A 12081-nucleotide genomic window follows, 5' to 3' on the forward strand; every position below is an offset into this window, starting at 1 on the left:
GGGCGTCCCACTTAACGCCGCTTCGCTGCTTTGGATCGCCTGTTGTAAGGCGAGCGGTTGACGGGCTTCAGCGAAATGCCTTCGCGCTGCGCCTTGCTGCGAATGGCCGCGACCGGGCGCTGCAGCTTGATGCTCATGACGCCCGTGGGCGTGTTTCCTTTCGCGAGCTGCTTCAGCTTGCTCACGTCAGCCGGTGTCCACCGTTCGCGCGCCCGGCGCTTGTACGCGGGATTAGCCTTGCGCGGGCCTTTGCGGCCGATCGGTGAACCCGGCCGTTTCCATGCTGCTTTCGCCATGATGATCCTCCTTCAAGTCCTTCATCAATCAGCGAATCAGCATTTCGGTTCCGGCGTAGTCGAAGCTGCGCCGGCGCGCGAGGGAATGCGCGCACCGTCGCTGCTAAGTCGTTTCGTTTCGCACCGGCAAAATCACGCACCGTTAACTTATTGAAATGCCGGAACCTGCGGTTGCGGCCGAAGCTGCCAACACTGCCGGGCTGGGCCGCCCCAACCGGCACGAAACTCTGGCCCCGGCGCCGACCTCCCGCCGGGGCCAATTCCTCCCATCCCAATTCCTTCCATCTGAAGGGCTTTGTGAAAGTACAATGACCGCGAAACGCAACCGCAGGAAACAGACCCAATCGCTCCAGGAGCGGTTGGCGGCATTCGCCCAAACCGCTCGCGAGCGTGCGCGCAGCCTGCCGCCCGGCAAGGAGCGCGACATGCTGCTTCAGCGCGCCATGCAGAACGAGGTGACCTCGAATTTGACGGACTGGCTGAGCGAACCCGTCTACCCGAGACGGGGAGGATGACGATGCGGAGCATCAAGCACTACCGCGCGTTCCAGATCGATCCGGACGGGCATGTGTTTGGTTGCATCAACCTGGTCTGCGACGATGATGAGCAGGCCAAGCGCGAGGCCGCCTCGCTCGTGCTGGTGCACCGCATCGAATTGTGGCGGCTGGACCAGCGCATCGCGCAGTTCGATGTGCCTCCGGAAGTTGTCCGCCAGTAGAGCAGGGAGACGAGAGCGAGAAGGAACCGCGCGCGGCGCCCCGGGTTGGTCGGACTGTACCGACCTCGCGAGGAGCCAGCATGACGGAAGCCGACATTCGCAAGGGGATGCCGCCCGTCAAGCTCTCGCGCGAGGCCTTCGAGCGCCGCTACCGGAGCCGGTTCGTCGATCCCGCCTTTGCACCGCTCCAGCGCGAGCTCGACGCCATCGTCGGTGCGGCCTGGGATGCCTACAGCAATTCACGCAAGGCCCCGCTGACGCGAAAGGCGGGCGCGGGATTCTCCGATCCCGACTACGACATCGCCATCGACTGGCTCGATGCGCGCGCGAAGATCCTGGCGGCGCAGCGGCGCCATGATGACGCGGACGAGACGCCGCGCATCCTCATCATCAACGGCTCGGCCCGCAGCGAGCACACCTGTCCCGGCGAGATGTCCAAGACCTGGCGACTGGTCGAACTCGCCAAGCCGGTCTTTGCCGAGCTTGGCTTTGCCGTCGACATCCTCGATCTGTCGCGCCTGGCTTCGGAGTTCGGCAAGACGATCCATCCCTGCAAATCCTGCGTCGGAACCGCGATGCCGCTCTGCCATTGGCCGTGCAGCTGCTATCCGAACTATTCGCTGGGGCAGACCGACGACTGGATGAACGATATCTATCCGCTGTGGGTCGCCGCGCACGGCATCCTGATCGTGACGCCGGTGAACTGGTATCACGTGCCCGCCGGACTGAAGGCGATGATGGATCGCATGGTCTGCGCCGACGGCGGCAATCCCGATCCGACCTCGACTCACGGCAAGAAGGCGGACGAAGCCAAGGCGCTGGAGCTGAAGGGCTGGTCTTATCCGCGCCATCTCGCCGGCCGTCATTTCGGTGTCGTCGTTCACGGCGATGCGGTCGGTGCCGAGGGCGTGCGCCGGGCCTTGTCGGATTGGTTGACCGACATGCAGCTGATCTCGGCGGGCCGCTTCGCCGAGCTCGATGGCTATGTCGGCTACATGGAGCCATACGCTACCTCGCACCGCGACCTCGATGACGACAGGGCGTTCCAGACTGAGGTGCAGAACGTCGCGCGCGCGCTCGGCAACGCGGTCCACCTGGCGCGGAGCGGACAGCTTCGCGCGCCCGGTGCGGGCCTGTCGGATCCAAACCCCAAATGACGACGAAGGATCAGCCGTATGATTGCCTGATCGTCGGCGGCGGCCCGGCCGGGCTGATGGCTGCGATCTACCTCGCGCGATTTCGGCGCCGCGTCTGCGTCGTGGACGCCGGCGCGAGCCGGGCGGCGCTGATCCCGCGCAGTCACAATGTGCCGGGCTTCGTCCACGGCCTGTCCGGTACCGACCTGCTCGCGCGCATGTCCGCGCAACTGGGCGAGCTCGCGGTCACGCGCGTTGATGCCGAGGTCACCGGCTTGCGGCGACACGATCACGGTTTTCAGGCGATCTGGAACGGCGGCGCGCATACGGCCTCTACCGTCATCCTTGCCAGCGGCATCGTCGACGCCCATCCGCCCTTCGACGAATGGCGCGCGGCGGTCGCAGACGGGCTGTTGCGCTACTGCCCCGTTTGCGACGCCTACGAGGCGATCGACCGTCGCATCGGCATCGTCGGTCCGCTTCACCGTGCTGCCGGCAAGGCACTCTTCATGCGGGGCTACTCGCGCGACGTGACGTTGCTGGCAACGGGAGAGGATGACGGGAAGGCCGCGGCACCGGAGCTGAATGAAGCGGGTGTCGAGATCGTCGTCGCGCCCGGCCTGCGCCTGAGGCGGAGAGACCACTGCGTCGAAGTCGTCTTCGCCGACGGCCGGACGGCGCAATTCGAGATGGTCTACCCGGTGATGGGTGCGGAGGTGCGCTCGCATCTCGCGGTGACGCTGGGGGCCGAACACACCGCAGACGGCCATCTGAAAGTCGACGACCATCAGCGCAGCTCGGTCGACGGGCTCTACGGGATCGGCGACGTCGTCACCGACCTGCACCAGATCTCGGTCGCGTTCGGCCACGCCGCGCTCGCCGCCTGCACGATTCATAACAGCCTTCCGCGGCGGCTGGCATGAGGAATGGGGTATCGGACATTGGCAACAGAATCATCCTCGAAGACCGCGGTCTATGCGGCGCTCTTCGGCAATGTCCTGGTCGCGGTCACGAAGATCGGCGCCGCCGCCTGGACGGGAAGTTCGGCCATGACGAGCGAAGCGGTGCATTCGCTCGTCGACACGACCAACGAGATCCTGCTGCTCTACGGCTACCGGCGCGCGAGCCGTTCGCCCGACGAATCCCATCCGCTCGGCTATGGGCGCGAGCTGTATTTCTGGAGCTTCATCGTTGCGCTGCTGATCTTCGCGCTGGGCGCCGGCGTCTCGCTGTATCAGGGCATTCTGCATGTCGCCGCACCCGAGCCGATCGAAAGTCCGATCGTCAGCTTCGTGGTGCTCGGGCTGTCGTTCCTGTTTGAAGGCGGCTCCTGGCTGGTTGCGCTGCGGCGCTTCCGGTCGGACGGCCGACGGTTCGGATATTACCAGGCTTTCGTTCGCAGCAAGGATCCTCCGGCATTTATGGTGCTGCTCGAGGATAGCGCGGCGCTGGTCGGCATCGCCATTGCCGCGGCGGCGACTGCGGCCGCCGTATGGCTGAGCCAGCCGGTCTGGGACGGGATCGGTTCGATCCTGATCGGGATCTTGCTGGCGATCGTGTCGATCGGTCTCGCGCGCGAGAGCAAGAGCCTGCTGATCGGCGAGCCCGCCGATCCGGAGCTTGCGCGATCGGTCCTCGATATCGCAAGGCGCTCGCCCGGCGTGCTCAGGGCCAACGGCCTTCTGACGGTGCAGCTGTCGCCGGTCGAGGTCGTTGCGGCGCTGAGCATCGAATTTGCGGATGACAAGCGCGCCGACGACATCGAGCGATGCGTCGTCGCGATCGAGGCCGAGATACGCAAGCGCCATCCAAGCGTGGCGGCGCTGTTCATCAAGCCGCAGACCGATGCCCGCTACCGCGCGGTGCACGCGAGGCGTTACGGCTAGCTCTTTGCGAGGTTCCCTGGACGTCACAATCGGCACGAGGGCAGGAACGATCACAACATCCCCTTGGTTGACCCGTGCAGGGGGCGAGCATTGGAGAAACCGGATGGCTCAATCCGAAGACATGACGCGCTGCATCGCGCTCTGCATGAGTTGCTACCAGACCTGCCTCGGCACCGCGATGAACCATTGCCTCGAGACCGGCGGCAAGCACGTCGAGCCCAAACATTTCCGCCTGATGATGGCGTGCGCCGAAATCTGCCGGACGGCGGCGCATTTCATGCTGATCAACACGCCGCATCACCGGCACACATGCGGCGAATGCGCCGAAATCTGCAGCGAATGCGCCGAGGATTGCGAGCGGGTCGGCGGCATGGACGAGTGCGTCGCCATGTGCCGCTCCTGCGCACAATCCTGCCGTGCGATGGCAGCCTGAGGACAAGCCCATGCTGGAAGAGAAACTCACGGAAGCCATCGTCGAGGAGCTGAAGCGGCAGGCGGCCAACCGGCCGCAATCGCTGAAGGTCGAACGGGCGGACGATGCGAAAGCCTCGGAGGAGCTGATCGTCAACGGCAAGATCGACTTGGCCGCGCTGGTCATGGTGATCGCCGGATCGGTCGCCGGCGGGCCTTAGGCCCGGCCGTCAACGGCGCTCTCAGCCATACTCTTCGCCGATGCCGTATTCCCGGTAGATCTCCAGCGGATCGAGGTCGGGAAACAGCCGGCATTTGGCCTGGGCGAGATGCAGGCTCACCGCCGCCGGCTCCTTGCCGCTGGAGAGCATCTTGCGGATGTCGTCCATATGCGCGCTCGGCTGGTGCTTGGTGTCGAGCTGCTCCAGCGCGACCAGCGCAGTCGCCAGCGCCTCGGTCAGAACCCAGTCGTCGTGGCCGGTGATTCCCTTCTTCGGCATCGGCGGACCCCAGATGTGGTAACCCAGTCTATCGGGACTTCCGCCAAATCTCCAAGGAGCCGTTGCAGGCGGGCGGCACGCGGACCGGACCGGCGGCCGTGCTCCGGCTTGCATTATGGCCGGGCGTGGCTAAAAGGCGGCATTGCCGGGGCAATAGTATCTTTGTTGAAACAAAGTTGGCGTAGACGGGCCGGCATGGCATTCAGGCCGGCTGTTCCGGTCTGGGCTCCTGATCCCCGCATTTGCAACACGGTCCGGTTGCGCCACCCTTCAAGGCTTGAGCCCGCATGGTCTTTTTAAGCTTCGTCTATCGCTTCGTGACCAACTTCGCATTCATGGCGATGGTCTATTTCAGCCTGAATTTCATGGAGAAGTACCAGAACCGGGCGATTATCGCGATCCTGGTGCTGGTCTATACCGGCATGCGCGCAGCTTCGACGCTGCGGGCGTTCTACTTTTACCAGAAGATCGAGAAGCTGGAAGCCGAGACCAAGCGCCTTCAGGCTCCGCTCAATGACGGCGCTGGCGGAACGAGTGTGCGCAAGCAGGTCGTGGTTGACGTCGCCCGGCTGCGGCGTGACGGCGAGGTCAAGTCCTATATGGACCTGTTCTTCCTGGCGCTGATCGTGTTGCTCTGCGTCGCCAACATCATGCGACAATAGGCTCTGCTACGCGCGCTTCTTCAGGCTCGCCACACGGGTCGGGCGCGGCGCAGTGCTCTTGGGCGCGGCGCTCTTAGCGCCCTTGGCTGCAGTGCCCTCGGTCTCCGCGGCATGCTTCGGTGTGCCATGAGCAGCGCGCGCGGTGCGGGGCGCGCGCGACTTGCCGGCTTTGACCTTGGCCGCACGGGGCGTCTCGGCCGCCATTGCCAGGCGCGTCGCGGCGCGCCGCGACAAGGTCGTCGACAGCAGCACCTCGACCGAGCCCTCGGGGATCGCAAAGAGATCGCGGGCGGGAACGGGCAGGGTGGCCGCGACATTGGCGAGCGCCATGGTCTTGCGCGGCAGCAGCGGTTGGTGCGCGGTCTGCGCGTTGAGGTCGGCCAGCGAGGGCGCCGGAAGCGTTTTGGTCTGCGCGAACACGAAGTTCGGCACGGCCGGCCAGCGCGCGATCGGTGTGGTCTCGGTCGGCGGATGCAGCAGCCATTCCACTGGCGTGGTCGGCGTCGCCGGCTGCTCGGCGGTCGCGGGCACCACGTGCACGATGCGATAGCCGCGCGCCTTGAGGTCGCGGATGATCTTCGGCAGCGCGGCGACCGTGCGGGCCTGGATGTCGTGCAGCAGCAGGATGCCCTTGCCCTTGGCCTCGAGCCGCTGGATCGCGAGCTGATAGACGCGATCGGACGACACATGGCGCCAGTCGTCGGCCGGGAAATCGGCGCTCCAGACCTGGATCCCGCGCGAGATCAGAACGTTCTCGACGCCGTCGGCGCGCATCAGGCCGGGAATGCGGAAGAACGGCGCGAGCTTGGACGGATCGGTCATTGCGGCCGATGTCCACTCGATGCCGCCATTGATCTGCGCCTCGGCCTTGTCGAGCGGCATCCGGTCCATTGTGAGCGGATGGTTCATGCTGTGGGTGCCGACGGTATGGCCCGCCGCGACCAGCTTGCGCACGCCTTCCGGGTTCGCCTTGGCCTGTTCGCCAATGATGAAGAAGGTCGCCTTGATGCACTCGTCGGCGAGGATCTGCAGCACCTGGTTGGAATATTTCGGCAACGGACCGTCGTCGAAGGTCAGGACGACTTCATGGTCCTTCAGCGGCAGCGTCTCGCGGTACTGCATGGTGCCGATGCGGGGATGCTCGTGCGGGTCGACCACGAGCGTGCGGGAGGTCCCGAGTGCGTCCGGATGGCCGGGGCAGTCGGCCGCAATGGCCGGCGAGCCGATGGTCAGGACACCCAAAAATCCGCCGAGGAATCCGCCAAAGCAAAGGACGATCCACGATCGCGTCCGAGCAACAACGCTACTTCCGATCATGAACCCCGTCTGCCCTCTTACGCGATTGCCGCCATAGTAGGTCGGAGACATCAGCAAACGGTTCAGGCACAAGAACCTTTGCCGTTGCAAGTCCCCTCAATACTTGCATGGCGTAGCATGAACAGACTGTTAATAGGGCCCAAATCACCCCATTTTGCGCCGGCGTGACATTCCGGCATCAATGCGCGTCGGCACTCTTCTGTGATGTGCCTGCCGGTACGACGTGAACCACCCGATAGCCGTTCTCCCTCAGATACCGCAGGAAGGCCGGCATGATCGCGGCCGTGCGCGCCTTGGGATCGTGGAACAGAATGATCCCTTTGCCGGCGGCGGCGAGCCGCTCGGTGACGAGCTTCAATTCCTGCTCCGGCGTCATCTCGTTCCAGTCGCTGGCCCACAGGTCAGCCCCGAACACGACGATGCCGCGGGACTGCAGCAGGTCGAGCTCGGCTTGCGTGGCTTCGAAATAGGGAAACCGGAAGAACGGCGTCGACGGTGTCGTCGTGGAGGTGCCGTGCAGCGCCATCTCGTCGGCGGCAATGCCGCGGTCGATCTCGCTCTTTGCTTTTTCGAGCGGGATCCGCGCCATGAACGGATGCGAGAAGGTGTGGTGGCCGATGCTGTGGCCCTCGCGGGCGATGCGCTTGACCATCTCAGGGTGTTCGGAGGCGTGCAGGCCGATCAGGAAAAAAGTCGCGCGCACGCATTCCTGCGCCAGCGCCGCCAATACCTTCGAGGTCGTCGGTGGATACGGTCCGTCGTCGAAGGTCAGCACGACCTCGTGATCGGCGAGGGCCAACGTCTGCGGAAAGCTCTTCAGGCCCACGCGCGGCGTGGTCTTGGCATCGACGCTCAGAATGCGGGAGGTGCCGAGCGCGTCCTTGCGCGGGCACTCGGCGGCTTCAGTCGAGGCGATGCCGGTGAGGGCCGCGAGGGCTGCGCCTGCCGCCATCGAGGTCCGCCTCAGTCGAAGCATCTTTGTCATTGCGCTCGGAGTTGCCTTGTGGGTATTGCCTGAACCAACAGCTCAGACCACTCGTTCCAACCTGTCGGACGGCGAGGCGCGCCATGGATGAACATCTGGACGGTGCCGCGTCTGCCGCGGAATCGGTACTCGACCACGTGCCGATGCGCAATGAAGACGGCGAGATTCGTCACGAATTCGTCGCGGAAATTGCCCATGCGATCGAGGCCGGCGACAGCGCCGCGCTGCGCGCCTGCGTTGCCGAGCTGCACGAGGCCGATCTCGGCGATCTCATTGGAGCTCTCGAGCCTGACGATCGGGTCCGCCTGGTCGAACTGACGGGGCGCGATTTCGACTTCTCCGCGCTGAACGAGCTCGACGAGGGCGTGCGCGAAGAGATCCTCGAGGAACTGCCGCCGCAGACGGTCGCGGAAGGTGTGCGCGAGCTCGAATCCGACGACGCTGTCGAGCTGCTGGAAACGCTCGATCAGGCCGATCAGGAGGAGATCCTCGAGAAGCTGCCGCTCAAGGAGCGCGTCGTGCTCGAGCGCAGCCTGCTTTATCCGGAAAACTCCGCCGGCCGCCGGATGCAGACCGAGTTCATTGCAGTGCCCCAGGATTTCACCGTGGGACAGGCGATCGACTACATGCGCGAGACGCCGGATCTGCCCGACCGCTTCTACGAGATCTACGTCGTCGACAAGGAGCAGCATTGGCAGGGCGCGGTCTCGCTCGACGTGCTGCTGCGCGCCCGCCGCCCGGTGGCGCTTGCCGAGCTGACCGACGAGGATCGCCGCCGCGTCTCCGTCCTGGAGGACCAGGAGGAGGTGGCGCGGATGTTCGGCAAGTACAATCTCGTCGCAGCCCCGGTGCTCGACACCCAGGACCGCCTCGTCGGCGTCATCACCGTCGACGACGTCGTCGACGTCATCGAGGAAGAGGCGGACGAGGACCTCAAGGCGCTCGGCGGCGTCAACAGCGACGAAGAGCTGTCCGACACCGTGTTCACCATTGCACGCGCGCGGTTCAACTGGCTGCTGGTCAATCTCGCCACCGCCTTTCTGGCATCCTCCGTGCTCGGCCTGTTTGAGGGCCAGCTCGAGAAGATGGTGGCGCTCGCCGTGCTGGCGCCGATCGTCGCAAGCCAGGGCGGCAATGCCGCGACCCAGACCATGACGGTCGCGGTGCGGGCGCTGGCGACGCGCGAGCTCGGCTCCTCCAATGCATGGCGCGTCGTGGTGCGCGAGGGTCTGGTCGGCCTCGTCAACGGTCTCGCCTTTGCCGTGATCACGGGCGTTGCCGCGGTGGCCTGGTTCAGGATCCCGGGCCTCGGCCTCGTCATCGGGCTCGCCATCATCGTGAACCTGTTCGCCGGCGCGCTCGGCGGCATCCTGATCCCGATGGCGCTCGAACGTGTGCGAGCCGATCCGGCGGTGGCGTCAGGCACGTTCGTGACAACGGTCACCGACGTCGTCGGCTTCTTCTCCTTCCTGGGAATTGCGACCTTGTGGTTCGGGCTCAGGTAGGAGCTGTCGAAATCCGTAGCCCGGATGGAGCGCAGCGTAATCCGGGGCCGCTGCGTCGGCTCCAGAGACGCCCCGGATTTGCGCTGCGCTCCATCCGGGCTACTGGCCATCATCTTTAATCCGAACTTAAGCGGCCTGCCGCATCATCGCCTTGCTTGGGGGAATGAGCATGCGTGTGCGGCTGAAGGCGGACGGACGGATTGTCGAGTTGCGGGATGGGCAGGAGTTTCCGGTCCAGCCGTTTCCAATCCAGCCGGTATCTAACGCAGCGCCGGCCGAAGCCAGCTCGCTCGCCGTGCGCGATTTGCGCCGCCGCGCCTGCCTGACCCAGATGGAGTTCGCGGCCAAGCTCGGCGTTCCCGTCGAGACCATCCGCAACTGGGAGCAGGGTAAGCGCGCCCCGCGGGGACCCGCCCGCGCGCTGCTCGCCGTGATCGCGCATGCGCCCGACACGGTGTTCCAGGCGCTCGCCAAAGCCTGAGCTCAAAGCCTGACGTCAAGGCTTGACGTCAGGGCTTGGCGCGAACCTCCCGTTAGCATTGCGCTGAAGATCCGGCTCGGCCGCTGACGTCGCCCGTTGGCAGTGTCGCCAGCCGGGTTCATAATGACGCCTGGATGATGATTTGCGGCGACCGCGACAGAGAGGATTCCTCATGCTGTTCGTCGAGACCAATGGCGCAAGGATACCGGCGATCGGGCTGGGAACCTGGGAGCTGAGCGGGCGCATGTGCGCGCGTGTGGTCGAGCAGGCACTGCGGCTCGGCTATCGCCACATCGATACCGCACAGGTCTACGACAATGAGCGCGAGGTCGGCGACGGCCTGCGCGCCTCCGGTGTGCGCCGCGACGACATCTTCCTGACGACGAAGGTCTGGACCAACCATTTCGCGCCCCACGATCTCGAACGCTCGGTCAAGGAGAGTCTGGTGCGCATGCGGCTTCCCTCCGTCGATCTCTTGCTGTTGCACTGGCCCAATTCGCACGTGCCGCTGGAGGAGACGTTGGGCGCGCTGTCGCATGCCAAGCGCATGGGCCTGACCCGCCACATCGGCGTCTCCAATTTCACCGTCGCGCTGATCGAACAGGCGGTGGCGTTGTCGCCGGAGCCGCTGGCCTGCAACCAGGTCGAATACCACCCTTATCTCGACCAGACGAAGGTGAGGGCGGCCTGCGATCAGCACGGGCTCGCGCTGGTCGCCTACAGCCCGATCGCCAGGGGGCGGATCAAGAGCGACCAGACGCTCGCCGAGATCGGGCGTCTGCATCACAAGACGCCGGCGCAGATCTGCCTGCGCTGGCTGGTGCAACAGAATGTCGCTGCGATCCCGCGCACCTCGCGCGTCGAACGCCTGTCGGAAAACATCGAGATCTTCGATTTCGAGCTTTCGGACGACGAGATGGCCCAAATCGCCGCGCTGGCCAGTCCCAAGGGCCGCCTGACCGATTTCGGCTTCGCGCCAAAATGGGATTGAGAGGGGGCTGCCGTATGCTAGGACCAGCTTGGCAACCTGAAGTCAGGCGATGGAACTGCGGAAGATCATACGGACGGACATTGCAGCGTCGGCGATCGCCCATCTGACGCTGGTCGCGCTGATCATCGTGATCAGCGAAGTCCATCCGTTTCACGCCAGCCCGCCCGAATCGGTTTCCGTCAGCATCGTGACGCCGGAGCAGGTGAAGCAGGAGGAGACCAAGGCCGAGGAGAAGGCCGAGGAAAAACTCAAGGCGAAGCCGCCGGAGCCGACCCCTGACCTGAAACTGCCGAAGCTGGATTTCACCGACAAGGACAAGGCGGCCGCCGCGCCGAAGCCCGAGGCGAAGCAGCAGGCCGCGGCGCCGTCCTCGAAGCAGCAGGCCTCGAAGCAGCAGGCCCCGCCTGAACCGCCGCAGCAGAAACAGCCGCAGCCGCAGCCTTCACAGACGCAGCAGCAGCAGCGCGAGGCAAACGCGCAGACGCAACCGCAGCCTCAACAGCCACAGCCTCAGCAGTCGCCGCCGCCTCAGGCGACGCCGCAGCCCCCGACACCGCAGCCCCCGGCGCCGCAAGTCCTGCCACAAGCGATGCCGCAGCCAGAGGCCGCGCCCCCCCCGGCCTATCAGGCGCCGGAGCCCGACGTCACCGTCAAGTACGGCGTCATGCTGGGCCTGCCGCCGGAATTGCCGACGGAGCTGCCGAAGGACGCCCCCAAGGACGATGGCGGCGATGCCAAGGATTCAATCGCGGCCAAGCTGCCGGCTGAAATCATCGCCGAGCTGCGCCGTCACTTGCGAAGCTGCGCCAAACTTCCGGCTGGGGTCGCGCCGACCGACAACGTCAACATCAAGCTGCGCACGGTGCTCGCGACCGACGGCACGCTGGCGCGCGAGCCGATCCTGATCGAAGCCCCGCCGTCCGCGAAGGGCGTGGCGCTCGTGAAGTCCGCCATGAGCGCGCTTCAGGCCTGCCAGCCCTACAAGATGCTGCCGGCCGACAAATACGGGGAATGGAAGGTGATGGACCTGCCGTTCAGCCCGCGGGATTTCGGCGGCTAACAGGGGACCGCCTCTGTGTGTCGCCTCTGTCAATCCGCCGCCGCAAAAATATTCCACTTTACCGAAATTCGGTTTTGACGTATGTGTCGGTCATCCCGGCTCATCCTTGAGGGGCGATCTCGTTGTCGTCTTG

At 65.2% G+C, this 12081-nt stretch carries 16 protein-coding genes; 12 read left to right on the top strand and 4 right to left on the bottom strand.

The features are described from left to right. Nucleotides 1-11: 11 nt before the first annotated feature. A complete protein-coding gene (locus AC0L3J_RS32165; RefSeq protein WP_007611375.1) occupies nt 12-296 on the bottom strand; it encodes a hypothetical protein in 285 nt (94 codons plus the stop codon). Nucleotides 297-604: 308 nt separating this feature from the next. On the opposite strand from AC0L3J_RS32165, the gene AC0L3J_RS32170 reads away from it, so the two are divergent. The 7 genes from AC0L3J_RS32170 to AC0L3J_RS32200 all read left to right on the top strand — a co-directional run bounded on the left by AC0L3J_RS32170 (nt 605) and on the right by AC0L3J_RS32200 (nt 4668). Then, entirely contained in the window at nt 605-811 is a 207-nt protein-coding gene (locus tag AC0L3J_RS32170) for a hypothetical protein (RefSeq protein WP_456769539.1), read from the top strand. A 2-nt stretch (nt 812-813) separates the two neighbouring features. Continuing rightward, nucleotides 814-1014 (top strand): hypothetical protein, encoded by a 201-nt coding sequence (locus tag AC0L3J_RS32175; RefSeq protein WP_026232903.1) that lies wholly within the window; start codon nt 814-816, stop codon nt 1012-1014. An 80-nt stretch (nt 1015-1094) separates the two neighbouring features. Then, entirely contained in the window at nt 1095-2171 is a 1077-nt protein-coding gene (locus AC0L3J_RS32180; RefSeq protein WP_473349725.1) for a flavodoxin family protein, read from the top strand. After that, on the top strand, nt 2168-3073 hold the full coding sequence (locus AC0L3J_RS32185) for an NAD(P)/FAD-dependent oxidoreductase (protein WP_473349726.1): 906 nt from the start codon (nt 2168-2170) through the stop codon (nt 3071-3073). The genes AC0L3J_RS32180 and AC0L3J_RS32185 overlap by 4 nt, the downstream gene beginning before the upstream one ends. A 3-nt stretch (nt 3074-3076) precedes the next feature. Beyond that, nucleotides 3077-4036 carry a cation diffusion facilitator family transporter gene (locus tag AC0L3J_RS32190; RefSeq protein WP_473349727.1) on the top strand — a complete coding sequence of 320 codons (960 nt, stop codon included), beginning with the start codon at nt 3077-3079 and terminating at the stop codon, nt 4034-4036. A 103-nt stretch (nt 4037-4139) separates the two neighbouring features. Beyond that, nucleotides 4140-4469 carry a four-helix bundle copper-binding protein gene (locus tag AC0L3J_RS32195; protein ID WP_473349728.1) on the top strand — a complete coding sequence of 110 codons (330 nt, stop codon included), beginning with the start codon at nt 4140-4142 and terminating at the stop codon, nt 4467-4469. Between the two features lie 10 nt (nt 4470-4479). Continuing rightward, a complete protein-coding gene (locus tag AC0L3J_RS32200; RefSeq protein ID WP_247286900.1) occupies nt 4480-4668 on the top strand; it encodes a hypothetical protein in 189 nt (62 codons plus the stop codon). 21 nt (nt 4669-4689) lie between these two features. Here AC0L3J_RS32200 and AC0L3J_RS32205 read toward each other — a convergent pair whose 3' ends face one another. Further along, on the bottom strand, nt 4690-4947 hold the full coding sequence (locus AC0L3J_RS32205) for a hypothetical protein (protein ID WP_473349729.1): 258 nt from the start codon (nt 4945-4947) through the stop codon (nt 4690-4692). Nucleotides 4948-5234: 287 nt separating this feature from the next. Here AC0L3J_RS32205 and AC0L3J_RS32210 point away from each other — a divergent pair, with 287 nt between their 5' ends. Further along, a complete protein-coding gene (locus tag AC0L3J_RS32210) occupies nt 5235-5609 on the top strand; it encodes a hypothetical protein (RefSeq protein WP_456769543.1) in 375 nt (124 codons plus the stop codon). Between the two features lie 6 nt (nt 5610-5615). On the opposite strand, the gene AC0L3J_RS32215 is transcribed toward AC0L3J_RS32210, so the two are convergent. Both AC0L3J_RS32215 and AC0L3J_RS32220 read right to left on the bottom strand, forming a co-directional pair. Beyond that, a complete protein-coding gene (locus tag AC0L3J_RS32215) occupies nt 5616-6926 on the bottom strand; it encodes a polysaccharide deacetylase family protein (protein WP_473349730.1) in 1311 nt (436 codons plus the stop codon). Between the two features lie 178 nt (nt 6927-7104). After that, nucleotides 7105-7911, bottom strand: a complete 807-nt coding sequence (locus AC0L3J_RS32220) for a polysaccharide deacetylase family protein (RefSeq protein WP_473349731.1) — start codon at nt 7909-7911, stop codon at nt 7105-7107. An 83-nt stretch (nt 7912-7994) separates the two neighbouring features. Between AC0L3J_RS32220 and mgtE the strand changes: the two genes are divergently transcribed. The 4 genes from mgtE (at nt 7995) to AC0L3J_RS32240 (ending at nt 11948) form a co-directional block, all read left to right on the top strand. Continuing rightward, on the top strand, nt 7995-9416 hold the full coding sequence (gene mgtE / locus AC0L3J_RS32225; RefSeq protein ID WP_473349732.1) for a magnesium transporter: 1422 nt from the start codon (nt 7995-7997) through the stop codon (nt 9414-9416). 163 nt (nt 9417-9579) lie between these two features. Further along, the gene (locus AC0L3J_RS32230; RefSeq protein WP_027518447.1) at nt 9580-9897 is read left to right on the top strand and encodes a helix-turn-helix domain-containing protein; all 318 of its coding nucleotides are present in this window, start codon (nt 9580-9582) and stop codon (nt 9895-9897) included. A gap of 172 nt (nt 9898-10069) precedes the next feature. Further along, the gene (locus AC0L3J_RS32235) at nt 10070-10888 is read left to right on the top strand and encodes an aldo/keto reductase (protein WP_473349733.1); all 819 of its coding nucleotides are present in this window, start codon (nt 10070-10072) and stop codon (nt 10886-10888) included. A 49-nt stretch (nt 10889-10937) separates the two neighbouring features. Continuing rightward, complete coding sequence (locus AC0L3J_RS32240; protein WP_473349734.1) at nt 10938-11948, top strand: hypothetical protein; 1011 nt, start codon at nt 10938-10940, stop codon at nt 11946-11948. Nucleotides 11949-12081 lie beyond the last annotated feature (133 nt).

The organism is Bradyrhizobium sp. Kon37 (assembly GCF_055807535.1).

Bases quoted from the DNA above. Each gene is read 5' to 3' on its own strand.
- AC0L3J_RS32165 (WP_007611375.1), bottom strand. From the start codon at position 296: ATGGCGAAAGCAGCATGGAAACGGCCGGGTTCACCGATCGGCCGCAAA.
- AC0L3J_RS32170 (WP_456769539.1), top strand. From the start codon at position 605: ATGACCGCGAAACGCAACCGCAGGAAACAGACCCAATCGCTCCAGGAG.
- AC0L3J_RS32175 (WP_026232903.1), top strand. From the start codon at position 814: ATGCGGAGCATCAAGCACTACCGCGCGTTCCAGATCGATCCGGACGGG.
- AC0L3J_RS32180 (WP_473349725.1), top strand. From the start codon at position 1,095: ATGACGGAAGCCGACATTCGCAAGGGGATGCCGCCCGTCAAGCTCTCG.
- AC0L3J_RS32185 (WP_473349726.1), top strand. From the start codon at position 2,168: ATGACGACGAAGGATCAGCCGTATGATTGCCTGATCGTCGGCGGCGGC.
- AC0L3J_RS32190 (WP_473349727.1), top strand. From the start codon at position 3,077: ATGGGGTATCGGACATTGGCAACAGAATCATCCTCGAAGACCGCGGTC.
- AC0L3J_RS32195 (WP_473349728.1), top strand. From the start codon at position 4,140: ATGGCTCAATCCGAAGACATGACGCGCTGCATCGCGCTCTGCATGAGT.
- AC0L3J_RS32200 (WP_247286900.1), top strand. From the start codon at position 4,480: ATGCTGGAAGAGAAACTCACGGAAGCCATCGTCGAGGAGCTGAAGCGG.
- AC0L3J_RS32205 (WP_473349729.1), bottom strand. From the start codon at position 4,947: ATGCCGAAGAAGGGAATCACCGGCCACGACGACTGGGTTCTGACCGAG.
- AC0L3J_RS32210 (WP_456769543.1), top strand. From the start codon at position 5,235: ATGGTCTTTTTAAGCTTCGTCTATCGCTTCGTGACCAACTTCGCATTC.
- AC0L3J_RS32215 (WP_473349730.1), bottom strand. From the start codon at position 6,926: ATGATCGGAAGTAGCGTTGTTGCTCGGACGCGATCGTGGATCGTCCTT.
- AC0L3J_RS32220 (WP_473349731.1), bottom strand. From the start codon at position 7,911: ATGACAAAGATGCTTCGACTGAGGCGGACCTCGATGGCGGCAGGCGCA.
- mgtE (WP_473349732.1), top strand. From the start codon at position 7,995: ATGGATGAACATCTGGACGGTGCCGCGTCTGCCGCGGAATCGGTACTC.
- AC0L3J_RS32230 (WP_027518447.1), top strand. From the start codon at position 9,580: ATGAGCATGCGTGTGCGGCTGAAGGCGGACGGACGGATTGTCGAGTTG.
- AC0L3J_RS32235 (WP_473349733.1), top strand. From the start codon at position 10,070: ATGCTGTTCGTCGAGACCAATGGCGCAAGGATACCGGCGATCGGGCTG.
- AC0L3J_RS32240 (WP_473349734.1), top strand. From the start codon at position 10,938: ATGGAACTGCGGAAGATCATACGGACGGACATTGCAGCGTCGGCGATC.